The sequence below is a fragment of the Psychrobacter sp. UBA6291 genome, from assembly GCF_002439405.1.
GTDB lineage: Bacteria > Pseudomonadota > Gammaproteobacteria > Pseudomonadales > Moraxellaceae > Psychrobacter > Psychrobacter faecalis.
Genome location: NZ_DJUD01000068.1, coordinates 39,901 through 63,853, shown reverse-complemented (window position 1 = coordinate 63,853; position 23,953 = coordinate 39,901). Strand labels below are relative to the sequence as shown.

The window sequence follows — 23,953 nt, the reverse complement described above, 5'->3', positions numbered from 1 at the left end:
CAATTCCACAATTGCGCTAGTGTTATAGCTAATCTACATACTTAAACCAATGCACTAGGTTTGCGACCTAGCCAGCAGGAGAAACACATGATTACCTCACAAACAACTGACGTACAAGCGTCAACTCACGCCAACGAATACGATAGCGTCACCAATAATATTGTCGTTGCCGCCCTCTATAAGTTCACCCGCTTTGCCGATTTTGAGCAATATCGTGAGCCCATTTTAAATACCATGTTAGAGAATGACGTCAAAGGCACGTTATTAATCGCGAGCGAAGGTATTAACGGCACGATTTCTGGTAGCCGCCAAGGGATTGATAATGTCTTAGAATTACTGCGCAGTATCGAAGCCATCGGCAGCTTTACTTTTAAAGAGTCGTATACCGATGCCCAGCCTTTTTATCGCACTAAAGTGAAGCTAAAAAAAGAAATCGTCACTATGGGCGTGGAGAATATCGACCCATTACAATCGGTTGGTCGCTACGTAAAGCCAAGCGAATGGAATGCGCTTATCTCAGACCCTGACGTTATTTTGATTGATACCCGTAACGATTACGAAGTACAAATCGGTACTTTTCAAAACGCGGTCAATCCAAATACTGAAACTTTCCGTGAGTTTCCAGAGTATGTGGCAAAAGAGCTAGATCCTGCGAAACATAAAAAAGTTGCGATGTTCTGTACTGGCGGCATCCGCTGTGAGAAATCGACAGCATTTATGCGCGAGCAAGGCTTTGAAGAGGTCTATCATTTAGAAGGCGGTATCTTAAAATATTTAGAAGAAATTCCAGCCAGCGAGTCCATGTGGCAAGGCGATTGCTTCGTCTTTGACAACCGTGTCTCGGTCAATCACAATTTAGAGAAAGGCAACTACGAGCAATGTTTTGCTTGCCGCATGCCAATTACTCAAGATGATATGCAAAGCGCTGCCTATGTTAAAGGCGAGTCGTGCCCGCACTGTATCGATAAAGCAACCGTAGAACAAAAAGCGCGTTTTCGTGAGCGCGAGCACCAAATGCAGCTGGCTAAAAAACGTGGTGAGGCGCATATCGGTAGCGATGTGATTGACGTGATTGAGAAGCGTAAAGCGGCTAAGATTGAAGCTCGCCGTCAAGCGGAAGCCGCCAATAAAGCCAAAGCTTAACGGCGTTAAGGTTTATTAAATAAGGCTTGTTAAATAAGGCTTGTTAAATAAGAGTTGTAAAAAAAGAGGCCAACAGCGTCTCTTTTTTTGACCGTTTTTTTATACCGCCGGATAAATTACTTGGTCTTGACTATTTAGCTCAGCCCCAGGTGTTGGCTTAGCAGGATCTAAGCGGCCAACGCCCATAATATGCTCTACCCTATAGCCTCTAAGCAGTAAATAATCGGTAATGATACGCCGATGGCAACGCCACCATACTGCTTCAGAACACATAAGGGTAAGACGCTGTTTTTTCCCGAGTTGAATGAGTTGATCGAGGGCGGCTTGAAAAGTATCACTTAACGCATAATCCGCATAGTTATGAAAAGCTTGCACGCGCCATAGATCATTAATCTGTTCATCGACTTGCTTTTGTTTCGGACGTCGCCCGCCAAGGTCGGCACAGTGCTGATAACTGATGCCAACTTGACTAAGCGCTTGCGGGAAAGTATCGATATTAAAAACAGGGTTGGTACGAGAACGCGGAAAGCTGCGCACATCGATGAGCAGTTCGATACTGGCTGCTTGAAGCATCTCAATCAGCTCATCAAGGCTACGGGTCGAATGTCCAATCGTATAAAATGTGGTAGTCATAATTTAAGCCATTGTTGAATTGTCGCATCATTGTTTTAAAGTTTGTTGTCGACATTTTATTTTGCATGGTCTTGTCTTAAATGGTTCAGTGGTTTTTCTCATTCAATATTACCCAGCCTCAACCTGCTCACTCATTAGGACTTTTGTAGCACTATTATGGTCGAAGGTCGCTAACGCAGCAAAATCAAGCAAAGCAAACCAAATCTCTACTACTTATAGCGATACCCAACATAAAAAATAGCAGACAACCATTTTGGTTATCTGCTATCGACGGGCAATTACTTTGTTTTAACTTAGCTCTACGTTTAAGTTAGGGCTAATTAAAACAAGATACGTACGCGAATGGTTTCTTCAACATCCTTTAGCTGATCTAGAGCGGCGCGTGAATCGTTATAGTCCACATCCATCACCAGATAACCAACATCACCTTCGGTCATGAGGCTTTGCGCTAAAATATTGATATGCGCCTCAGCAAACAGACGGTTAATCTGTGACAATACGCCTGGAACGTTTTTGTGGATATGCAGCAGACGATGCGTGCCTTCTTTAAACGGTACAGAAACTTCTGGGAAGTTTACGGCTGTTGCGGTATCACCTTGATCAGAGTAACGAACAAACTTATCGGCAACTTCAAGACCGATATTTGCTTGGGCTTCTTGGGTTGAACCACCGATATGCGGCGTCAAGATAACGTTGTTAAATTTACGCAGTGGTGACTCAAACTCTTCATCTGCTGATTTTGGCTCTTTTGGGAACACGTCAATCGCTGCGCCCAAGATTTTACCTGACTCAAGGGCTGCTGCCAAATCATCAATCTCAACGCAGGTGCCACGCGCCGCATTGATAAAGTAGCTGCCGTCTTTCATGTGCGCAAATTGCTCAGCGCCCATCATATAGCGCGTACTTGGCACATCAGGCACATGCAAAGTGACGATATCAGCAGTTGATAATAGCTCTTCTAAGCTACCAACTTGCACGGCGTTACCGAGTGGCAATTTGGTCACGACATCATGATAGATGACTTTCATACCAAAGCTTTCAGCCAATACCGACAATTGCGAGCCGATAGAGCCGTAACCAACGATACCGATAGTCTTGCCACGCACTTCATGGGAGTTGGTCGCAGATTTGCCCCAACCACCGCGATGGACGGTGGCATTTTTTTCAGGGATACCGCGATATAGCATGATGGCTTCGGCAAGTACCAGCTCAGCCACCGAGCGGGTGTTCGAATATGGGGCGTTAAAGACAGGAATACCCAAATCACGAGCGGCGTCCAAGTCGACTTGGTTGGTACCGATACAAAAACAGCCAATACCGATCAGCTTGTGGGCGTGCTCAAGGACTTCACGCGTCAGCTGCGTGCGCGAGCGGATACCGATGAAGTGAGCATCTTTAATCTTTTCGATCAGCTCATCTTGATCTAGGGCGTGACTGATATTCTCGATGTTATGGTAACCAGCCCCTTCCAATACTTTTAACGCATTGTCATGTAGACCTTCAAGCAATAAAAACCGGATCTTGTCTTTTTGTAGTGATAACGCCATGTGAGAACTGTCCTATAATTGTCTTATAAAAATCATCAGTGGAATAAGTCTGATGGATGAAACGAAAACAGTCTGGATATCTTACACAAAATTTGGCAGCGATGTTAGCAGATTAGATGAATTATTGCTTATCAAGCCTGAAAACTTTTTATGCTATAGTGAATCATGGTATATAAAACTTATAACCAAACCTTATTAAACTGTTTTTAACGATTTAGGCGAGACAGATAGGCGTATGACAGCATCTCTATCTATCATTGCGCTACGCGCTCGCTTATACTTATCTAAACCTACTTATTTATATAAACACAGTTAGCACCGCTGGGTTATATCCATTTAGCGATATAATAATCCCTTTTATGCATAGCGCTTGCGTTTCTACCGAGATTTGAACATGACTTCTTTAGCTAGCCAAAGCAATACTACCGCTCAAAATGATTCTCAAACCACTACCAGCCATACTGCTGCTGTCCAAAGCATCTTAAGCAGCTTGCTTGATGTCCATCAGTTTGACCCCAGCCAAATCAAAACCGATAGCGAGAGCTTAGAGCATTGGGGCAAAGACTGGACCAAGCATTTTGCGCCTGCCGCTGCTGCCATTATCTTTCCAAAGACCACCGAACAAGTACAAGCGATTGTCCTCCTTGCCAATGAGCACAATGTGGTCTTAACCCCAAGTGGCGGTCGTACCGGTTTGTCAGCTGGTGCCGTCGCCGCCAATGGCGAGATTGTCGTCAGTATGGATAAGATGAATCATATTGGACAGTTTTATCCTGCTGACCGTATGGTTGAGATTGAAGCCGGTGTGATCACTGAGCAGCTGCAACAATTCGCCGAATCAAAAAACCTCTACTATCCTGTCGACTTTGCTTCAGCAGGTTCCAGTCAAATCGGCGGTAATATCGGCACCAATGCTGGTGGTATTAAAGTCATTCGCTATGGCATGACCCGTCAATGGATCATGGGATTGACTGTCGTCACTGGTAAAGGTGATATCTTACAGCTTAACCGTGGTATGGTAAAAAACGCCACCGGTTATGATTTACGCCAATTATTTATCGGTAGCGAAGGTACGCTTGGTCTAGTCACTCATGCCCAAATCAAGCTTGAGCGTCAGCCGCAGGACTTAAACGTCATGGTCTTAGGCATGGACAACTTTAATGATGTCATGAATGTGCTATCTGCCTTTCAAGCGAAAATTGATTTGACGGCGTTTGAGTTCTTTGACGATGTGGCCATTGATAAGCTGATGGCGCACGGTCAAGTACAAGAGCCATTTGAGTCGCGTACCAAGTTTTATACGCTATTAGAGTTTGAAGCGCCGTATGAGCCTATCATGGACAAAGCCATGGCAATATTCGAGGAGTGCATGGAGCAAGGTTGGGTCGTCGATGGGGTGATGAGTCAGAGTCTGGCGCAAGCTGAAGAGCTGTGGAAGCTGCGCGAGTATATCTCTGAAACCATCTCAGTATTTACCCCTTATAAGAATGACGTCTCGGTACTTATCAGCTATGTGCCTGAATTTATCGCCGAGATTGATCATATCGTCAGTAGCAACTACCCTGACTTTGAGGTCTGTTGGTTCGGTCATATCGGTGATGGTAACTTGCATCTGAATATCTTAAAGCCTGAAAACATGAGTAAAGATGACTTTTTTAGCGAATGTCAAATAGTCAATAAATACGTGTTTGAAACGGTGCAAAAATATGGCGGTTCGGTCTCTGCAGAACATGGCGTCGGTATGACCAAAAAGCCCTATCTGAATTATAGCCGTAGCGAGACTGAGATTGAGTACTTACGCGCAGTCAAAAAAGTATTTGATCCCAATAATATTATGAACCGTGGTAAGATTTTTGATATGTAATTGCTTCAATTTATTATTATCACGATAAGTTTGATGACATAAAAAAGACGCTAAACATTAAGTCTAGCGTCTTTTTTATATTACTGTTTAGCACCATAGCCCAGCTTATAAATACAACAGCACCAAACCAACGATTAATAGCACACTTAAAAACCCTTGCACCACTAAAAAAGCTTGATGCGGGGCGGCGATGTGGCGCACCATATTGCCAAGCGCGTTATAGGTAATGCCGGCTGCTTTAATATGAGGCGGAGTGTCAAAGGTTTTGATAATTTGCAAAAACTGTTCGGTACGCTCAGCTGACCAGCCGTGCGGCGCAAAGGGTAGATATGGCGACAATTGCGCTGCCTGTTTTTTGGTGGCAGGCGACCAAAGCCAACGCTCCAAAAACAGCAAACGCATGCGCCAGTCTGAAAAATCACGCTGCGTAATTACTTGTAATACGAGCACTTTCACGTCTTTATGGCGCTTATCGGCAAAAATGCGCTGCGTCAACGCCGCGACTTTAGCTTTTTCACCTTCCATACATTGCAAAAAATGCCCATTGCCATAACATAACGTACCTGTAATGCCGTGCTGCTCGTTATAATCACGCGCATGAGCTTCTACCTCATCAAATATTGCCGCATTTAACCGTGAAGCAAGCGTCAAGCTGCTGACATACACTAACTGTATCATTGCAGTATCTGCTATTTCATCTAATTTGCTAAAGGCATTAGCATGAGTTAGGGGCATAATAAAAATCCTAAAAGGTCACCATTGAAGGCAACCGAAAAAATACGCCATCTAAAATGACGTGTAAAAAAATAAAAATATTACGGATAGTAAAGATGGTGCTTCACGAAAACTGAGCAATAAAATATGGTAATAAGACCTAGTAATAAAATCGGGCAACAAAAACCTAGCAAATAATTACGCCGCTTGTCTGTGATTGTTTATGGGAGTTGCTATCCTAACCAGCGCAATGAGTATTTAAAATAAAGACAAAACACAGTGGTAAAATGCACCCTTGTAAACTTGCTAAATCGCCTCATTAAAACAAATAATGACAAAGGCAGGATTTATAACTTTTGCGTATAACTCATTGTAAATGCAAAGATAAATGATTGTAACGTTTAAATAAGCCTATTGATATGCTTTTCTCGACATTATGGTCTAAAAAGTCGTAGAAAAATCTGGGCGCTGGCGTTTACTTTTAGCAATTGCATCTATGCGAAAACGCCTTTTACGTGCTTTTCTTACGACTTTTAATAGCCAATTTTTTATAAAAACCTTATTTATAGCTGCCCTTTCTAGCAAGATTTTTAGCAAAAAAACATTAATAACGATTTATTAAGACCGATTTACAGAGACGACAGACAGGAACATTATGAGCAAAATTGAAAAACTAGACGACTTTCACCTAACGATTGCTGAAATTAAGAAAAAAGACTACCCGCAGCTTAAAGCCTTGATGGATCGCGTTTATGTCAACTTGGGCGGTGCATGGTCAAAAAACACCATTCATGCTTTGATTGATGCCTTTCCCGAAGGGCAGATTGCGCTATTTGACCACGATGAGCTGATTGGCATCGTGCTCTCTATGCGCGTCGATTATAACAAGTTCTCTAACCCGCATACTTATGATGATTTAATTGGTCATAAAGAAATTATTAGAGACAACCCTGAAGGCGACGCGATTTATGGGCTTGATGCATTAATCGACCCTGAGTATCGTGGTTATCGTTTGGGTCGTAGGCTCTATGATGCGCGTAAAGAGCTGTGCCGTCAGTTAAATTTCCGCGCTATTTTAGCCGGTGGTCGTATTCCCAATTATCATAATCACCAAGATTTGACCCCTGGCGAATATATTGAGGCTGTAGAAGCGCGTGAGATTCATGACCCAGCGCTGTCGTTCCAGTTATCCAATGGCTTTATTGTGAAACGTATTTTGACCGCGTATTTGCCAGATGATGCGCAGTCAAAAGGCTTTGCCACGCTACTTGAATGGGCGAATATTTATTATGAGCCGCAAGATTATAAGCCAAATACCCGTAAATCTGAGGTGCGTATCGGCGGTATTCAATGGCAAATGCGTGAAGTTGAGTCACCTGAAGAGCTGCTGCAACAAGTTGAGTTCTTCGTCGATATCATGGCCGACTACAACTCTGACTTTGCTTGTTTGCCAGAATTCTTTAACGCGCCCTTAATGGGACTGTGTGAATCGACCGATCAAAACGTTGCGATTCGCTTTTTGGCCGGTTATACCGAATGGTTTAAAAACGAGATTTCGCATCTAGCAGTCAGTTATAACGTCAACGTCATTACCGGCTCTATGCCGTTTTTGGACGACGATGATACTTTATATAACGTCAGTTATTTGTGCCGCCGTGACGGTACGGTCGAAGAGCAGCGCAAAATCCACATTACCCCGCATGAGCGTAGCGCGTGGGTGATTGAAGGTGGCGATGAGGTCAAAGTATTTGACACCGATGCTGGTCGTATCGGTATCTTGGTTTGCTATGATATTGAGTTCCCAGAGCTTGCGCGTTTGATGGCACTTGATGACATGGATATTTTGTTTGTCCCATTTTGGACAGATACCCAAAACGGCTACCTGCGCGTACGCCACTGTGCGCAAGCACGGGCGATCGAAAATGAATGTTATGTGATGATTTGCGGTTCGGTCGGTAACTTGCCGCAAGTTGAGAGCTTGGATATTCAATATGCACAGTCGTCTATTTTCTCGCCATCAGATTTTGCATTCCCGCATGATGCGATTATGGCAGAAACCACCGCCAATACCGAGATGGTGTTTTTCTCTGACGTGAACTTAGATAAGCTTATTCACGTTCGTAATGAAGGCTCGGTACATAATTTACTTGACCGCCGCGATGATTTGTTTAGCTTGAAGTGGAAAAGAAAAGCCAAAGTGCCAGCGAGTAAATTATCAGATGCTGAGCGCCGTGAAAACTCTGGTAGCGTGCTTATCGGTGACCCATTGCAAGACCGCGCGAAAAAACCTTAGGCGCTTATATTAAAAGACAAGCATTAAGCATAACAATCTAAAAATTATAATAATACGGCTGACCATTCAGCCGTTTATTTTTATCTACTAACATTTAAAGGCGAAAAAAGCAGCCATTATGACCTCTGATTCTAATCTTAATATTGCAAATACCCCTGAGACGCCAAAAAAAACGCCCAAGCAAAAGCTATTGTCGGTTGCTAAAAGCTTTCTTATATACGGCTTAGCATTTGCGGTCATTTATATGGCAATTAACTGGTGGCGCCAACCGGTCATGCCAGCCAATCCGCAATTGCAATTGACCGACTATCAAGGTCAAAGCGTTGATTTGGCAGCCATGAGTCGGGATAAGCCAACGTTGGTATACTTTTGGGGAACGTGGTGTCCGGTTTGTCGGGTGACCTCACCGACGATAGATAAGCTTGCGGCGGCGAATAATTATCCTGTGGTAACGATTGCGATTAAATCCGGTTCTGTCCAAGAGTTGCATAGCTACCTTGCCGAGCACAATTACCGCTTTACCACTATTAATGACCAAGAAGGTGAGATATTTGCTGATTGGCAAGGCCAAGTAACGCCGTCTTATGTGGTTTTGAAAAATGGCGAGATGACGCAAGGCTTGACCGGTATTCAGCCGCTTTGGTCACTCAAATTGCGTTTATGGTTATCAGAAGTTTTTTAACCCTTGGTCACTGGTATAAAATCTAATAAATGGTCAATTAAAGGGTCTAGACCTATGCTTTAATAGATGGCGCATTACTGCTAATCAATCATTGCTTTTGGCTAAAAATAGGACGATACCGGCCAGCTCTTTTTACCCTACCCATTTTGTCATATAATAGCTGCCGTTACCCTATTCCCTTTTCTAACTATTCTGCTAAAAATATTTTTTGTTGCAATCGTCTGATTAGTATTTATGATGGACGTGTCCATTTACAATCAAGTGATAAGCAACTTATTTTGTGCCATGTTTCTTAAGCAAATTTTTTCCAAGTAATAAGTAAAAGACTAGCATCGATTATCAAAGATTTGACCCCATATATCTTTAATCTTACGCCTAAATTTAAACGCTATTTCTAACCACCATTGATAAGACGCCTTCTATGACTGATAAAAGTAACGACACCCCAAGCCACGATTACAAAGACACCCTAAACCTTGCTGATACGCCCTTTGCGATGCGTGCCAACCTTGCTAAACGTGAGCCAGACTGGCTGGCGGCTTGGGAAGCAGACGACGTGTACGGCAAAATTCGTCAGGCGCGGGCGGGCGCGACCAAATATATTTTGCACGACGGCCCTCCATACGCCAATGGCCAGATTCACTTAGGTCACGCGGTCAATAAAGTGTTAAAAGACATTATCGTCAAGTCAAAAACCTTGTCAGGCTTTGATGCGCCTTATGTGCCGGGTTGGGATTGTCACGGTCTGCCTATCGAGCAAAAGGTCGAAGCCAAAGTTGGTAAAGTCGGTCAAAAAGTCTCGGCAACTGAATTCCGTGGTCTATGCCGCGAGTATGCAAGTACCCAGATTGAGCTACAAAAGGCAGACTTTAAACGTCTGGGCGTGTTTGGTGATTGGGACAATCCTTATTTGACAATGAACTTCCATCAAGAAGCTAATATCGTACGCGCGCTTGCTAAAATTTATGACAACGGCCACGTCACCCGCGGCATGAAGCCAGTCAACTGGTGCTTGGATTGTAGCTCTGCGCTAGCAGAAGCTGAAGTGGAATACCAAGATAAAGTCTCTGATGCTATTTATGTGAGCTTTGACGTCTTAGATACCGACAAGGTTGCAGCATTAAGCGGCATTGAAGGTAACATCGCCGCAATTATCTGGACGACAACCCCTTGGACGTTACCAGCAAACCAAGCCATCTCGGTACACCCTGAGCATGACTATAGCGTGGTCGCAACTGCCAAAGGTAACTTCTTATTAGCCACTGACTTGGTTGAAAGCGCATTAAGCGAGTTTAAACTGACTAACGATGGCATCTTAGCTACCGTTTCAGGACGCGAGCTTGAAGGTCTGCGCGCCCAGCATCCATTGATTAGCGAGCGTCAAGTGCCGCTAATCCTAGGTGAGCACGTAACCACGGATAGCGGTACTGGCCTCGTCCATACCGCACCGGGGCATGGTCTTGACGATTATATCGTTGGCCTGAAATATAACTTGCCGGTTGAAAACCCAGTCAGTGGAACGGGCGTTTATCTAGACAGCGCGGCGGTATTTGCCGGTGAGCATATCTATAAAGCCAATCCGCAAATCATTGCAGCACTGCATGATAACGGCCATTTAATCAACCATACCAAAATCGAGCACAGCTATCCGCATTGCTGGCGTCATAAGTCGCCGATTATTTTCCGCGCCACCCCGCAGTGGTTTATCAGTATGGAAACCAAAGGCTTACGTGAGCGTGCGCTTGCTGATATTCCTTCGGTCAATTGGACGCCAGCTTGGGGACAAAACCGCATTGAAGCCATGATGACCGGTCGCCCAGATTGGTGTATCTCACGCCAGCGTACGTGGGGCGTGCCGATTACCTTTTTCACTCATAAAGAAACCGGCGAGCTGCATCCAAATACGCTAGAGCTGATGGAAGTGGCCGCGAAAAAAATCGCTGCAGGCGGCGTTGAAGCTTGGTTCGATGCCAGCTGTGAAGACTTTTTAGGGGCGGAAGCGGCAGACTATGATAAAGCAACCGATACGCTAGACGTTTGGTTTGACTCAGGAACGACGCATTTTGCCGTCCTTGAGCAGCGCGATGAGCTGACCAATCCTGCCGATATGTATCTTGAAGGTTCGGATCAGCATCGCGGTTGGTTCCAGACCTCTTTATTGACGTCAGAAGCCATGTACGGTCGTCCACCGTTTAAGCAAGTATTGACTCATGGTTTTACGATTGATGCCAATGGTCGCAAACTATCTAAGTCTCTCGGTAATACAAAAGGCTTTGAGCCGCAAGATGTCTTTAATACTCTCGGTGCTGACTTATTACGACTGTGGGTAGCCTCTGTTGACTATCGCTATGAGATGGCGGCGAGTAAAGCCTCATTCAAAGGTGCAACCGACCAGTATCGCCGCATTCGTAATACGCTACGCTTCTTACTTGCCAATACCGATGACTTTGATCCAGCGACCAACAGCGTTGATATTAATGAGCTGGTTAGCCTTGATAAATTTATCATTGAGCGCGCGCAGACGGTACAAGCGCAAATCATCAGCGCTTATGATGCGATGGACTTTCACCAAGTCACCCAGCATATCACCGCGTTTTGCTCGCAAGACTTGGGTAGCTTTTATCTCGATATTATCAAAGACCGTCAGTACACGACCCAAACTGATGGACAGCCGCGTCGCTCTGCGCAAACGGCGATTTATCATATCGCTCATGCGTTGATTCGCTGGATTACGCCAATCTTGTCATTCACTGCCCAAGAAGCGTGGGAAGTATTGCAAGGTAAAAACGGCACTGACGCAGGCTACGTGTTTACCGAAGCATGGTATGAGTTCCCAGCGTTTGAGCTTAGCGCCATCAGTAGCGACGACTGGCAACGTATCATGCAAGCAAAAGATAGCGTTAATAAACATATCGAAACCGCGCGCGGTGAAAAAATCATCAATGCTAACTTATCAGCCGGCGTTGATTTATATGCTGACAGTGCGATGTATGACAGCTTAGCCAAGCTTGGCGAAGAGCTGCGCTTTGTCCTGATTACCAGTAGCGCAACGTTAAAACCAATGAGCGCCGCGCCTGCTGATAAAGCCAACGCAAAAGCCGATAGCAATGAAAATGAAGACGCATCGGGTGATTTAGTAATTGACGTCAGCGCTGCGACGGGCACTAAATGCGTACGCTGCTGGCATATCCGTGATGATATCGGTACAGACGCGGCACATCCTGAACTATGCGCGCGCTGCGTGACCAACGTCGCAGGCGACGGCGAGGTGCGCCATTATGCCTAACCTAACGCCTGACTCACCTGAAAATAAGCAGCCGCAGGTTGAGGTCGATAACTCGCCTACGCCTGCGCATGCGACTACAGGTAGCTCAACCACGCCTAAAGGTCGTCTGAAGAAAACGCCAAAAATGGTCGCTAATGGCAGTCGCGCCTTTATATGGTACTTGCTGGCGCTTGCTGTGCTTATCATTGACCAGTGGACGAAATGGTTGGCTGAAACCAATCTCAATTTCCTTGAGCCTGTGCCCGTGATTGAGCCGTTTTTAAATTGGACGCTTGCTTATAACTATGGCGCGGCGTTTAGTTTTTTAGCAGACCAAGCAGGTTGGCAAAAATGGTTTTTTGCCGGACTGGCACTCGTAATGTCGCTATTTTTAATCGTCTATCTCGTCAAAGCACCGCGTAAAGCCAAGCTGTTATCGTTTGGTTTGGCTCTGGTGCTTGGCGGCGCTCTTGGCAACCTGATTGACCGCTTGCTCCATGGTCACGTGATTGATTTTATTCACGTGCATTACGCCGACGTTTGGCATTATCCAATCTTTAATATTGCCGATATTGGTATTTGTATTGGTGTGGCGCTGATTGTTATTGATATGCTGTTTTTAGAAAAAAAGCGTGATGCTTAAATGATATAAATACAATGACTTTGCAAATAGGCTATCAAATCGGTAGCCTATTTTTTTGCGCCTTTTTTGAGAGATAGTATATTAAAGATTATTGATAACGTAAGCGATATAGTCGAGTGACGCTAAAAACGCTAAAGTATATTAAGTTCAATATAAAAAGGGTGCTGCCATGTCTGATAATCAAAAGTCTCCTAGTCAAACATCTAATCAACAAAAAAAACCTATTGCTCAAAAGCAAATTTCTGCTGCTAATGAAAATAATAAGCACACTGTGACTTTGTCAGTGCTGCAAGCCGATATCACCATCTTAAATGTTGATGCGATTGTCAATGCGGCCAATTCAAGCTTACTTGGTGGCGGCGGTGTCGATGGTGCAATACATCGGGCAGCTGGACGTGAGTTATTGGCGTATTGTCGTACCTTGAATGGTTGCCAGACAGGTGATGCCAAAATCAGTCCAGCGTTTAAGCTACCTTGCCAGTATGTGATTCATACGGTCGGTCCTGTTTGGCATGGTGGCAATCGTCACGAGCCAGAGCTACTCACCAGCTGTTATCGAAACTCACTGGACTTAGCAGTTGAAAACAATCTAAGCAGCATTGCTTTTCCATCTATCAGTACCGGCGTATATGGCTACCCAATCGAAAAAGCAGCGCAAATTGCTGTGGGTACGGTAAAAGATTATCTACAGAATAGTTTAGGCGAAACGTCTGAGCTTTCAATTCGTGAAGTCATTTTTTGCTGCTTTTCAGCCAGCGATGCAGCGGTTTATGAGCGAATATTAGAGCAGTCTTAAAAGTAAAACACGCTTAGAACAATGCTTTTAACCCCGTTAAGTCGCCACCGTTTACCATAATAAATAACAACCCTGCCAAATTAATAATGACGGTCAAATAATACGCAATACGAAACTCAGGCTTTTGTGACTTATGACGTAAATAGGTTTGTGCGACCAGCGCCCCAACCCAACCGCCAAGCGTACTTAACAGATGCAGCGTTGACTCAGGCGTACGCCAGTCGCCACTTTGGGCAGCGGCTTTGTCTTTGGCATACATGCTATAGGTAATGACGCCTAATACCGCATACCAAGCAACCACTAGCCAGCTTAGCTTATTCATGACCGCCAATAAAATTAAAACCCCATAAAAACCAATACCAAGGAACAAGCGTTTCTTTTGTCCCGCTTCAAATTCTGCTTGGGCGCTGCGTTTGTGGTTTCGCTGACGGATTTTCTGATTCTTTTGCGCCATTTTTTGTTGTACAAAGCTAAGTTCTTGCACGTCCTTTGCTTGCAGGCGCCCCTGATTGTCTTGCCCCATTGTAAAAACCACTTGCTCGCCAACTTCAGGGCGACGCTGGGCTTTAAACGCACTAACATGAAAGAATACCGACTCTCCGGCCGCAGTTTCGATAAAACCAAAACCTTTATCGTCTTGCCATTTTTTGATATGACCTTGTTGTTTATGTGCCATCGGTTTTGCCATAAATACGTCGCTCTCCCTTAGATTCATCAAATATATTACACTATTTGCGTTACACTATTTAGGCTTACAACCTTTATGAGATGACTTATCATTTCTGACATTATTTTTAAACAGATTTATAATTATTCTATAACTCGCAATAGGTGGCTTTTACTATGACCGACTCCCAATTTATCACTCCCAACGAAGACATTCGCATCACCCACGGCAGCCTTGTAAAGCTGCATTTTGAAGTATCGCTCGAAAACGGTACGGTGATTGATTCAACCTTTAACCGCGACGAGCCAGTGACGCTGACCGTTGGCGATGAGAGCTTTTTACCGGGTTTTGAGCAAGTGCTGATGAACCTACGCGCTGGCGATACACGCACCGCCCACCTTGAGCCTGAGCAAGCATTTGGTGAGTGGAACCCTGATAACATTCAGCATTTTAGCCGCACCCAATTTGCCTTAGTCGCTGACAATCCTGAAATCGGAATGTTGGTCGAGTTTGAAGATAAAGGCAAAAACACCCTGCCCGGTACCATTAGCGCCATTGATGACGACGAAGTCGAAGTCGACTTTAACCATCCGCTTGCTGGTCAATCGGTACTGTTTAAAGTAAAAATATTCCAAGTCACCCCGCCGGGCGTCACAGGTATCAAGCTGATGTAGTATAAAAAACGGCTTTAGAATAAAACCTTATTGAGAATAAAAACAGGGATAAACAGATGCAATATCAAACACTGCCGCAACTGAATGAAAAAGTCTCCAAAATTTGCTTAGGGACGATGACCTGGGGGCAGCAGAATAGCGAAAGCGACGCGCATGCCCAGATGGACATGGCGCTTAGTGCAGGCGTGAATTTTTGGGATACCGCTGAAATGTATCCGTCGCCGCCTGATAAAGACAAGCAAGGCGATACCGAACGCTTTATGGGCACCTGGTTTAATAAAACCAAACAGCGCGACAAGGTCATTCTTGCTAGCAAAATCTCACCGATGGATTTTTTACGCGATGGTCAGACGCGTTATACAGCTGCGCAAATCAGTAGTGCTATCGATGGCAATCTTGAGCGTTTGCAAACCGATTATATTGATATTTATCAGTTGCATTGGCCTGAACGGCAAGCGAACTTTTTTAGCCAGCGCGGTTATAGTGAAGAGATGGCAGCGCAGTCGCTGGATGATTTGACGCCTTTTTTAGAAACCATCCAAGCACTAAATGACGAGATCAAAAGAGGTCGCATTCGTGCTTATGGTCTATCAAACGATACCGCTTGGGGTCTGATGCGCTATCTGTGGGAAGCGGATAAAAATGGTTTAATCGCGCCTATCACGGTGCAAAATCCTTATAGTTTGCTCAATCGCCTATATGAAGTTGGCATGGCAGAGATTGCCCATCGTGAAAATGTTGGTTTACTTGCTTACTCGCCGCTCGGCTTTGGGGTTTTATCTGGCAAATACCTTGATGGTAAACGTCCTGCAGGCGCGCGTCTGACGATGTATGACCGCTTTGCTCGCTATACCAATGACGAAGCAAAAGCCGCCACCGCTCAATACGCCAAAATCGCTGCCGAAGCCGGTTTGGATATGGCGCAAATGGCATTGGCCTTTGTCAATTCGCGCTCGTTTGTCACCAGTAATATCATCGGCGCAACCACCACTCAGCAGCTGCAATCAAATATCGATAGTATCAATGTCACCTTAAGCGCAGATGTGCTAAAAGCGATTGAGGCGATACATACCCAGCACCCTAATCCGTCGCCATAACATTACGTGGTCATAGATTGATATTGTTCAGCTTTCAATAACCTGACGTTCAGGTATTGGTATAGCAAAGAAAAAGGCGCCAATCGTTAGTATGGGTGACTAAGATTGGCGCCTTTTTTATGACTACTTTTCTGCTACTACTTTTTCTATTAAAGCGTTTATCTTTCAAGCAGTTTTATACTTGCTTAAGGTTTGGCAGCTTTCGTTAAAACCCGTGAATGCAGTTCAGCCAAGCCTTCTTGCATATGCGCTTGTAACAAATCGGTCAGCTGACTTTTATTCAACCCTTTAGGATCTATCGGCTCAAGCGGTAAGACAAAAGCCGTCACATCTTTACTATCAAGCACCTTTTTTAGGCTATCTTTCATCGTCATTTTGCCATAATAAGGCAGCGCCTCACTTAACGTGCCATCTTTATTGACATATGCAATCACCAGTGGGCGTACTGGGACGTCAGCATCTATTGCCGCTTGCAGCAAAGTGCCGTGGATACGTTTGATTTTTTTACCATCGGTGGTGGTCGCTTCTGGGAAAAAGATAACCGAAAAACCTTTGGTTAAAAAATTGGCAATTTGGGTAGCGACTGTGCCCGCATCACCGGAACCGCGCTCGATAAATACCGTCCCTGCGGCATGCGCAAGCTTACCAAAGATTGGCCAATCGCCAATTTCTGCCTTTGATAAGAAAAAAGCAGGGCTTAGCGTCCCCACTACCGGAATATCCATCCACGATACATGGTTAGACACCCATAGACCGTGATGCTGCTCTACGCGCTCGACTGCCACGACCTGCACGCCAAACGAGCCGGCCATTTTTCGGCAAAACGCTTGAATATAGCGCGGCAGCTTTTCGCGCGGTGGCTGTTTAAAGGCACCGATACGCTGGGCGGCGCGCAATCCGCCAGCGATGGTGGTGGTCATGCCAGCGATCTGTTTGCCGCGACCTAACTGCTGTTTGAGTGAAAAGCCTGACTTAGATTGGCTCATCTGTGTCCCTCGTGGTTAAAAACTTATGGGTTAAAAATGCTTTATTACATCTTAGTGCTAAAAAAGCTTAATGCTTAAAAGAGTGCTGCCTAAAAAACGTATGATTATATCTCGTAAACAAGGGCAATGAGTATAACAAAATTTATTTACTCAGTGATGACTTGTACACTGAATTATGAGTGGCTTTTGTTAATAGTCTCAGCTTAAAATCTTTATAGATAAAAATATGTACCCTTAAACGCTGTAACATAAAGACGTAGCTAATTGCGCACATACGCTTTAATATCAAATGATAAGACCACATATAGAGGGTCATATGAACGCTATATCGATACTCATTGAAGCGGTCATAGCGATTTATCTACTTTAATAATAGGTGATACTCTTTGGAATATTTTGAAAGACATGAAGGTGGCGAGCGCGCCATTATCGTCCATTTAGACATCCGCCAAATTCAAGATCCCGATGATCTAAATGAATTTGAGCTACTTGCAGACTCAGCGGGCGCTGACCGTTTGGCGTTGGTTACAGGCTCGCGTGCGCGTCCTGATGCCAAATACTTCGTTGGTAGCGGTAAAGCACAAGAAATAGCAGAATTGGTGCGCGAATACGACGCTGATATCGTACTTTTCAATCACAATTTATCGCCATCGCAAGAGCGTAATATCGAAGCTTTGGTACAATGCCGCGTGCTTGACCGCACCGGCTTAATTTTGGATATTTTTGCCCAGCGCGCCCGTACTTACGAAGGTAAACTGCAGGTTGAGCTTGCGCAGTTAAACCACTTATCGACACGATTGGTGCGTGGTTGGACGCATTTGGAGCGCCAAAAAGGGGGTATTGGTCTACGTGGACCCGGTGAAACTCAGCTGGAAACGGATCGCCGCTTATTACAAGTGCGTGTCAATCAGCTGAAAAATAAACTGGAAAAAGTACGCCAAACCCGTGCCCAAGGTCGAGCGCGTCGGCAAAAATCAGACGTCCCGACCATCTCGCTCGTCGGTTATACCAATGCTGGCAAATCAACTTTGTTTAACCGCTTGGTCGATGAAAATATTTATGCCGCCGACCAATTATTTGCCACCCTTGACCCGACCTTGCGCCGTCTTGACTGGCAAGGAGTTGGCCGCGTGGTTTTGGTCGATACCGTGGGATTTGTCCGTCATTTGCCACATGAGTTGGTCGAGTCGTTCCATGCAACCTTAGAAGAGACACTAGAAGCCGACTTACTACTGCATGTCATCGACTCATCGAGCGAAGACATGCACGAGCAAATTCAAGCGGTGAAAAACGTCCTTGCTGAGATTGACAACGATGTGCCTGTACTGAATGTTTATAATAAAATTGACTTGACCGATGAGCCGGCGCACATTGGTTATGCGAAAGAAGGTCAGCCTAATCGGGTATATGTTTCTTCGCGCCAAAACCTAGGCATGGAAGAGTTGTCGCTTGCTGTACAGCAATTATTGACGGGCAACTTAACTACTTTTGATTTGACCCTACCGTATAATGCCGGTCAATTTAAAAATACCTTGTACGAGCTTGGCGTCATTTTGGAAGAAAGCTATGACGATAACGGTCATGAGCGCCTAACCATTCGCTTGCCAAGTGATAGGCTCAAACAGCTATTGGGACAAGCCAATCTAAAGCCGTTAGATGTATTGCCATTAGCCCAAGCCACACTACTAATGCCGATACTTGAAGAGTTTGAGCAAAAAGATGAGAGTATAGATGCGGCCGCGTCTTTAACGGCAGAGGAAGAAGATGCCTTTGCTGAATTTGAAGCATTAAATTCTGCTACAGAAGAATCTAACTCGCAAAGTTAAATAACGTCGTCAAAAGTTATTTAATCTGGGTGAAGTTAAAAAGGACGTTATCAAATGATGGCGTCCTTTTTTATATTTGTAGCATATAAGGGGTAATGGACATTTATGATATAGTCAAAATATCCTAAAAACACTACGGTATTGCTGATATCAGTTTTTTGTAGCCTCTGTCTGCGCAGGCACAGCAAGCAAGAAAAATTGATATCAGCAGTGCGTGCTATATTGTTATGACTTTTCACTCACTATACGAGACATTTAGCAACAGCTTAATAGCAGCAATCAGCGCTTAGGCTTTATTAGTATGGCTACTGCCTATATAATCAGCTTTTGCTGAAATGCTTTTATTGACATGCTTTTGTTAACACACTGGCGTTAAGCTCTCTCTTTTAGCATATTTCCCTTTTTATACCCGACTTGGCTAGGATTACTTATGAGCTCTACCTCTACTTCTAACACGCCTTTATGGATGGGGCTAATATTGACGCTGATTATGGTCGTGGTGGTTCGTGAGTTAGCAGTCGTTGTCTGCCAATGGGCGGGCATTGAAAAAGCGGCCAATATCGTCGGCCTGTTAACGATGTTTATCATTTTAATTGTTTGGCGAGTCATAAAAGGGCTACCGCATTGGCTAACCCAAGCAAGCAACACCTTACTGGTCGATAGTGGGTTTGCTTTTTTGCCCGTTTCTGCTGGTGCAGGTTTATTGCTATTTGCGCTAGGTGATGAGTTTTGGGGCGTGATGCTGACCATGATTGTCAGCACCCTTATTCCGCTTTGGGGACTAGCTATCCTTGCCAATCGCTCGCTTAATAATAGCGATAATACAGATGGCAGTCATGATGACAATATGAATATGACCAACAAGCACAAGGGACAGCATTAAGCTCTGTTAATAAGGCAACGTTATGAGTTTTGATAGTGTGTTTAGCGCAACCCTTGCTGCGATAGCATTAACCTTGGCCGCCCACGTTATTGCCCGTGTCCTTGCGCGCAAGCTGTCATGGTTGCCGATGGTCATCACCGCTTTGGTCTTAGTACTGCTATTTTTATTCATTTTGCAATGGGATTACAATCATTATTACAGCGTGGCAAAACCGGTATTTGATCATTTATTAGGCTATGTGACAGTATTATTGGCCGTGCCATTGGCCGCGATGAACTTTAAAGGTTTACCAGTTAAAAAGCTAACCATGATTGTGGCACTGGCAAGCGTGGTTGGCGCCTTGCTACCCATGTCACTGGCCTATTTATTTTCGCTTAGCCATGAGACCATTTTGGCATTTGCGACGCGCTCGGTGACCACACCAATTGGTCTGAGCGTCGCCGATTTGATTAAAGCACCGCTGGCATTAGCAAACTTAATCATTATCGTTTCAGGTCTAATCGGTGGAACCTTAGCGCGCTTTTTATTTCGCGGTATTGATGACGACCGCGCCAAAGGTCTCGCGCTTGGCTTAGCAGCACATGCTTTTGGTACTGTAGAAGCATGGCAAATCAGCCACACTGCCGGACGCTATGCCGCCTTTGGCCTAGCGGTTAATGGCTTAGTTACCGCTGTCTGGGTACCTATTTTTATCAGTGCCTTATCGGTTTAAAATATTTTACCTTCCGTTTAAAACTCCTAAAGCCCATCCTTCTTGTTGGGCTTTTTCGCCTATATGAATTGTATTTGATAGTATTTTTAACGTGGTTCGCTAATTCCCTTCATAGCAAAAATCAAGTCTTAAGCCTTGCTGTTATATACCAATTAATCATCTTTATTTTATTACTATCTTGATTTTATTCAGCTTTTTTACAAAATAAATGGATTTTTGACGTCGCGTGCACGCATTCAGATGTGGCAAAAACTTATTTTGTGTTATAGTAAGCAACTATTATTTTTTGTATCTATTGCAAGTGGTTTTGTTAGACGTGAATTTGTAGGTAGCCTATTTGAGCGCTATAAGATCCTACAGACGCGATAACCGCTTTGATGCGCAACCTTACGCGCTTATAGGCAAAGCAATTTGCTCTTACTTAATAAAAAGTGATAAACCTATGATAACTATTGCCCCTTTACTGACGCGCTGCTTGTCACCCCTTTTACTCTCTGCCATTGCTTTATCTAGCCTACCTATCGCCGCTCAAGCGGGAAACATGTATATTTATAAAGACAAGAGCGGCCAAGTTCTGCTTACCAACGTCAATCCTAGCGGTAATTTTGATAAATTTAATAAAAAAGTAAAAACCACCTACTATAAAGATTCAAGCGCCTACAATGCGGGCAGCAGCTATAGCAATGATTACGGTAGCAGCACGGCGAGTAGTAGCGGCAGCCGTAACTCTTACGACAGTTATATCCGCGCCTCGGCTGCCCGTCATGGTATCGATCCTGGCCTTATGAAAGCCATGATGCATACGGAATCGGCGTTTAATCCCAATGCACGCTCACCTGTTGGCGCCCAAGGCTTGATGCAGCTGATGCCAGCAACGGCGCGCCGCTTTAATGTCAGTAATCCGTGGAATCCTGCTGATAATATCGAAGGATCAGCGAAATATATCGCTTGGCTGATGAAACGTTTTAATAATAACGTCGAGTTTGCGGTGGCAGGTTATAATGCTGGTGAAGGGAACGTCGATAAATACAATGGCATACCGCCGTTTAAAGAAACGCGCAACTATGTCAAAAGCGTCATGAGCCGCTATCATAGCTTATATAAGAACGACTCAGCGCTATCGGGTAATACCATGAATGCCAATAACGCTACGGGCACTACCAATGGCGGCGGCGTGCAAAACGTCAGTTACGGTACCAGTAGTAATGGTAACAGCGCCAGCTATGCCAATTCCGCTTATTTAGCGTTACGTTAATATTGACGTTTAAGCTGGTAGTTGCAGGTAACCTGAGAATAAGTAGCCTAAAAATAAATAAATGAACCTTTAAAATACTTAGCTTTTAAAAGTTACAGACACAAAAAAGCCCGTTAATATATAACGGGCTTTTTAATATCTATATGATGTGCTCTATACGATTTAAAGCTTACTTGTTCGCCGCTTGCGTGGCAGCAACTTCAGCAGCAAAGTCTTCTTGCTTCTTCTCGATGCCTTCGCCAACTTCTAAACGTTTGAAACCAAGAACTTTTACGCCTTCAGATTTTAATACGTCACCAACTTTTTTCTCATTGTCCATAACGTATGGTTGACGTAGTAAGGTTACTTCGTCTAGGTATTTGCGCAAACCACCTTCGATCATTTTTTCAACAATATTGTCAGGCTTGCCAGATTCTTTCGCTTTGGCTTCGATGATGTCTTTTTCGCGTGCTAGTACATCAGCATCTACGCTTTCGTCATCTACTGCAACTGGGTTGAACGCTGCAATGTGCATGGCAAGGTTTTTACCAGTTTCTTCGCTGCCGCCTTCATAAGATACGACCACACCGATACGTAGGCCGTGACGGTACGCAGCGATATTTGCGCCTTCTAGTACTTCAACGCGGCGAATTTGAATGTTTTCACCGATTTTTTGTACTAAAGATACACGCGCTTCTTCAACGGTTTGATCATCGCTATAAGACAATTCAGAGATAGCAGCAACGTCAGTGACATTGTTTTCTAGGGCAAGATTGGCCACTTTTTCTGCAAATGCAGTGAAGTTTTCATCTTTTGCAACGAAGTCAGTTTGGCAGTTTACTTCTAGCAAGAATGCTTTGTTGTCACCTTGAGCGATGATGATAGCGCCGTCAGCTGCGATGTTACCTGCTTTTTTAGCCGCTTTCGCTTGACCAGATTTACGTAGGTTATCAATGGCAACTTCGACATCGCCGTTTGCTTCTTCTAACGCTTTTTTGCATTCCATCATGCCAAGACCAGTACGGTCACGCAATTCTTTTACCATTTTGGCAGATATTTTTACTTCTGACATAAGAGTTACCTTTTATGATGTAGGTGAGTATTGTTATGTAAGGGAGTGCACGATATCTAAACGCGCTGACATTCTGGCAATAAGTCAGTGATGCTCGGCGCGCTAATAATAAGGCATGACGAGTAAAACTACATCATGCCTATTATAGATTTTCATAAACTTTATGCGATTAATAACCTTATATGGCTGCTAGTAGTTAAACTATCAAGGCATCCTTACAAAGTTAAACCTTATCGCTTAGCCATTACTCTGCTGGAGTCGCTGCTTCTTCAGTTTTCACGTCAGCTGCCGCTTCAGTAGCAGGAGCTTGCTCAGCGTCTTGTGCTTGGTCAGCTTTACCGCCTGCTTGAGTTTGTGCGTATTCTTTACCAGCGATAATCGCATCAGCAATAGAAGTCACATACAAAGTCACAGCACGGATAGCGTCATCGTTAGCTGGAATGATGTAATCAACGTTATCTGGGTTTGAGTTGGTATCAACGATACCGATAACTGGGATACCTAGATTTTTAGCTTCTTTGATAGCGATTGCTTCATGGTCTACGTCGACGACGAAGATAGCGTCAGGTAGGCCGCCCATGTCTTTGATACCGCCCAATGAACGCTCAAGTTTTTCCATATCACGAGTACGCTCTAATGCTTCACGCTTAGTCAGCTTAGCAAAAGTACCGTCTTCAGATTGTTTTTCAAGCTCTTTTAGGCGATTGATTGACTGGCGTAGGGTCTTCCAGTTAGTCAACATACCACCTAACCAGCGATGGTCAACGTATGGCATGCCAGCGCGTTGTGCTTGCTCACGGATAACGCCGCTTGCTGCGCGCTTAGTACCGACGAATAATACTTTGTTTTTCTTAGCAGCTAGGCCGTTTACGTAAGTCAATGCTTCGTTAAACGCTTTTACTGTGTGCTCTAAGTTGATGATGTGAATCTTGTTACGGGCGCCAAAGATGTATGGACCCATTTTTGGATTCCAAAAACGTGTTTGGTGACCAAAGTGAGCGCCGGCTTGTAATAAGTCGCGCATTTCGATTTTGGTTGGATTGTTTGAAGCCATGTGAAATTCCTATTGGTTGGGTTATGCCTCCACATCACAAAAACTGCCTATCTAGCGACACGCATTTGCTAACGGTTAATGTTTAACGTTTATTGCAACGGCACTAACTTTTTGCAAATTAATCAAGTCGCCAAACACCCAGCAATTTTTTGCCATGATGTGTGTGTC

General features: G+C 44.4%; 20 protein-coding genes. 13 read left to right on the top strand and 7 right to left on the bottom strand.

The features are described from left to right. Positions 1 to 87: 87 nt before the first annotated feature. Positions 88 to 1,143 (top strand): rhodanese-related sulfurtransferase, encoded by a 1,056-nt coding sequence (locus B3R91_RS11300; protein WP_286797697.1) that lies wholly within the window; start codon positions 88 to 90, stop codon positions 1,141 to 1,143. Positions 1,144 to 1,242: 99 nt separating this feature from the next. Here B3R91_RS11300 and B3R91_RS11295 read toward each other — a convergent pair whose 3' ends face one another. Together B3R91_RS11295 and serA are read right to left on the bottom strand one after the other, a co-directional pair. Then, positions 1,243 to 1,776 (bottom strand): DUF488 family protein, encoded by a 534-nt coding sequence (locus tag B3R91_RS11295; RefSeq protein WP_201590541.1) that lies wholly within the window; start codon positions 1,774 to 1,776, stop codon positions 1,243 to 1,245. Positions 1,777 to 2,096: 320 nt separating this feature from the next. Next, positions 2,097 to 3,323, bottom strand: coding sequence for a phosphoglycerate dehydrogenase (serA, locus tag B3R91_RS11290; protein ID WP_286797694.1), 1,227 nt, complete (start codon positions 3,321 to 3,323; stop codon positions 2,097 to 2,099). 394 nt (positions 3,324 to 3,717) lie between these two features. On the opposite strand from serA, the gene B3R91_RS11285 reads away from it, so the two are divergent. Next, positions 3,718 to 5,187 (top strand): FAD-binding oxidoreductase, encoded by a 1,470-nt coding sequence (locus tag B3R91_RS11285; protein WP_286797693.1) that lies wholly within the window; start codon positions 3,718 to 3,720, stop codon positions 5,185 to 5,187. 105 nt (positions 5,188 to 5,292) lie between these two features. Here B3R91_RS11285 and B3R91_RS11280 read toward each other — a convergent pair whose 3' ends face one another. Next, positions 5,293 to 5,922 (bottom strand): BLUF domain-containing protein, encoded by a 630-nt coding sequence (locus tag B3R91_RS11280; protein WP_286797692.1) that lies wholly within the window; start codon positions 5,920 to 5,922, stop codon positions 5,293 to 5,295. Between the two features lie 634 nt (positions 5,923 to 6,556). Between B3R91_RS11280 and B3R91_RS11275 the strand changes: the two genes are divergently transcribed. From B3R91_RS11275 to B3R91_RS11255, 5 genes are all read left to right on the top strand, one after another. Then, positions 6,557 to 8,194, top strand: a complete 1,638-nt coding sequence (locus tag B3R91_RS11275) for a carbon-nitrogen hydrolase family protein (RefSeq protein WP_068403999.1) — start codon at positions 6,557 to 6,559, stop codon at positions 8,192 to 8,194. Positions 8,195 to 8,312: 118 nt separating this feature from the next. Then, positions 8,313 to 8,876 (top strand): protein disulfide oxidoreductase, encoded by a 564-nt coding sequence (locus B3R91_RS11270; RefSeq protein ID WP_286797691.1) that lies wholly within the window; start codon positions 8,313 to 8,315, stop codon positions 8,874 to 8,876. 421 nt (positions 8,877 to 9,297) lie between these two features. Beyond that, positions 9,298 to 12,162, top strand: coding sequence for an isoleucine--tRNA ligase (gene ileS, locus B3R91_RS11265; RefSeq protein ID WP_286797690.1), 2,865 nt, complete (start codon positions 9,298 to 9,300; stop codon positions 12,160 to 12,162). Next, positions 12,155 to 12,784 (top strand): signal peptidase II, encoded by a 630-nt coding sequence (lspA, locus tag B3R91_RS11260; protein ID WP_286797689.1) that lies wholly within the window; start codon positions 12,155 to 12,157, stop codon positions 12,782 to 12,784. Before ileS ends, lspA begins: the two co-directional genes overlap by 8 nt. 169 nt (positions 12,785 to 12,953) lie before the next feature. Beyond that, the gene (locus B3R91_RS11255) at positions 12,954 to 13,580 is read left to right on the top strand and encodes an O-acetyl-ADP-ribose deacetylase (RefSeq protein WP_286797688.1); all 627 of its coding nucleotides are present in this window, start codon (positions 12,954 to 12,956) and stop codon (positions 13,578 to 13,580) included. A gap of 13 nt (positions 13,581 to 13,593) precedes the next feature. Here the strand turns inward: B3R91_RS11255 and B3R91_RS11250 are convergent, their stop codons facing one another. Further along, positions 13,594 to 14,268 (bottom strand): DUF1294 domain-containing protein, encoded by a 675-nt coding sequence (locus B3R91_RS11250; RefSeq protein ID WP_286797687.1) that lies wholly within the window; start codon positions 14,266 to 14,268, stop codon positions 13,594 to 13,596. A 155-nt stretch (positions 14,269 to 14,423) separates the two neighbouring features. Between B3R91_RS11250 and B3R91_RS11245 the strand changes: the two genes are divergently transcribed. Together B3R91_RS11245 and B3R91_RS11240 are read left to right on the top strand one after the other, a co-directional pair. Continuing rightward, complete coding sequence (locus B3R91_RS11245; protein WP_201590513.1) at positions 14,424 to 14,921, top strand: FKBP-type peptidyl-prolyl cis-trans isomerase; 498 nt, start codon at positions 14,424 to 14,426, stop codon at positions 14,919 to 14,921. Between the two features lie 56 nt (positions 14,922 to 14,977). After that, positions 14,978 to 16,018, top strand: coding sequence for an aldo/keto reductase (locus tag B3R91_RS11240; RefSeq protein ID WP_286797686.1), 1,041 nt, complete (start codon positions 14,978 to 14,980; stop codon positions 16,016 to 16,018). Positions 16,019 to 16,203: 185 nt separating this feature from the next. On the opposite strand, the gene B3R91_RS11235 is transcribed toward B3R91_RS11240, so the two are convergent. Continuing rightward, positions 16,204 to 17,004, bottom strand: a complete 801-nt coding sequence (locus tag B3R91_RS11235; protein WP_191691120.1) for a lysophospholipid acyltransferase family protein — start codon at positions 17,002 to 17,004, stop codon at positions 16,204 to 16,206. 386 nt (positions 17,005 to 17,390) lie between these two features. Between B3R91_RS11235 and hflX the strand changes: the two genes are divergently transcribed. The 4 genes from hflX (at position 17,391) to B3R91_RS11215 (ending at position 21,680) form a co-directional block, all read left to right on the top strand. Then, positions 17,391 to 18,830, top strand: coding sequence for a ribosome rescue GTPase HflX (gene hflX / locus B3R91_RS11230; protein WP_286797685.1), 1,440 nt, complete (start codon positions 17,391 to 17,393; stop codon positions 18,828 to 18,830). A 430-nt stretch (positions 18,831 to 19,260) separates the two neighbouring features. Beyond that, the gene (locus B3R91_RS11225) at positions 19,261 to 19,713 is read left to right on the top strand and encodes a CidA/LrgA family protein (protein ID WP_286797684.1); all 453 of its coding nucleotides are present in this window, start codon (positions 19,261 to 19,263) and stop codon (positions 19,711 to 19,713) included. A gap of 22 nt (positions 19,714 to 19,735) precedes the next feature. Next, a complete protein-coding gene (locus B3R91_RS11220) occupies positions 19,736 to 20,425 on the top strand; it encodes an LrgB family protein (protein WP_068403983.1) in 690 nt (229 codons plus the stop codon). A 442-nt stretch (positions 20,426 to 20,867) separates the two neighbouring features. Then, entirely contained in the window at positions 20,868 to 21,680 is an 813-nt protein-coding gene (locus B3R91_RS11215) for a lytic transglycosylase domain-containing protein (RefSeq protein WP_144297564.1), read from the top strand. A 169-nt stretch (positions 21,681 to 21,849) separates the two neighbouring features. Here the strand turns inward: B3R91_RS11215 and tsf are convergent, their stop codons facing one another. Both tsf and rpsB read right to left on the bottom strand, forming a co-directional pair. Continuing rightward, complete coding sequence (gene tsf, locus B3R91_RS11210; protein ID WP_144297563.1) at positions 21,850 to 22,731, bottom strand: translation elongation factor Ts; 882 nt, start codon at positions 22,729 to 22,731, stop codon at positions 21,850 to 21,852. Positions 22,732 to 22,975: 244 nt separating this feature from the next. Further along, positions 22,976 to 23,785 carry a 30S ribosomal protein S2 gene (gene rpsB / locus B3R91_RS11205; RefSeq protein WP_286797682.1) on the bottom strand — a complete coding sequence of 270 codons (810 nt, stop codon included), beginning with the start codon at positions 23,783 to 23,785 and terminating at the stop codon, positions 22,976 to 22,978. Positions 23,786 to 23,953: the final 168 nt, after the last annotated feature.

Coding starts and splice junctions, on each gene's coding strand:
- B3R91_RS11220 (WP_068403983.1), top strand. CDS start 19,736: ATGAGTTTTGATAGTGTGTTTAGCGCAACCCTTGCTGCGATAGCATTA.
- B3R91_RS11285 (WP_286797693.1), top strand. CDS start 3,718: ATGACTTCTTTAGCTAGCCAAAGCAATACTACCGCTCAAAATGATTCT.
- B3R91_RS11240 (WP_286797686.1), top strand. CDS start 14,978: ATGCAATATCAAACACTGCCGCAACTGAATGAAAAAGTCTCCAAAATT.
- lspA (WP_286797689.1), top strand. CDS start 12,155: ATGCCTAACCTAACGCCTGACTCACCTGAAAATAAGCAGCCGCAGGTT.
- tsf (WP_144297563.1), bottom strand. CDS start 22,731: ATGTCAGAAGTAAAAATATCTGCCAAAATGGTAAAAGAATTGCGTGAC.
- ileS (WP_286797690.1), top strand. CDS start 9,298: ATGACTGATAAAAGTAACGACACCCCAAGCCACGATTACAAAGACACC.
- B3R91_RS11215 (WP_144297564.1), top strand. CDS start 20,868: ATGATAACTATTGCCCCTTTACTGACGCGCTGCTTGTCACCCCTTTTA.
- rpsB (WP_286797682.1), bottom strand. CDS start 23,785: ATGGCTTCAAACAATCCAACCAAAATCGAAATGCGCGACTTATTACAA.
- B3R91_RS11295 (WP_201590541.1), bottom strand. CDS start 1,776: ATGACTACCACATTTTATACGATTGGACATTCGACCCGTAGCCTTGAT.
- B3R91_RS11280 (WP_286797692.1), bottom strand. CDS start 5,922: ATGCCCCTAACTCATGCTAATGCCTTTAGCAAATTAGATGAAATAGCA.
- B3R91_RS11300 (WP_286797697.1), top strand. CDS start 88: ATGATTACCTCACAAACAACTGACGTACAAGCGTCAACTCACGCCAAC.
- serA (WP_286797694.1), bottom strand. CDS start 3,323: ATGGCGTTATCACTACAAAAAGACAAGATCCGGTTTTTATTGCTTGAA.
- B3R91_RS11255 (WP_286797688.1), top strand. CDS start 12,954: ATGTCTGATAATCAAAAGTCTCCTAGTCAAACATCTAATCAACAAAAA.
- B3R91_RS11245 (WP_201590513.1), top strand. CDS start 14,424: ATGACCGACTCCCAATTTATCACTCCCAACGAAGACATTCGCATCACC.
- B3R91_RS11275 (WP_068403999.1), top strand. CDS start 6,557: ATGAGCAAAATTGAAAAACTAGACGACTTTCACCTAACGATTGCTGAA.
- B3R91_RS11270 (WP_286797691.1), top strand. CDS start 8,313: ATGACCTCTGATTCTAATCTTAATATTGCAAATACCCCTGAGACGCCA.
- B3R91_RS11250 (WP_286797687.1), bottom strand. CDS start 14,268: ATGGCAAAACCGATGGCACATAAACAACAAGGTCATATCAAAAAATGG.
- B3R91_RS11225 (WP_286797684.1), top strand. CDS start 19,261: ATGAGCTCTACCTCTACTTCTAACACGCCTTTATGGATGGGGCTAATA.
- B3R91_RS11235 (WP_191691120.1), bottom strand. CDS start 17,004: ATGAGCCAATCTAAGTCAGGCTTTTCACTCAAACAGCAGTTAGGTCGC.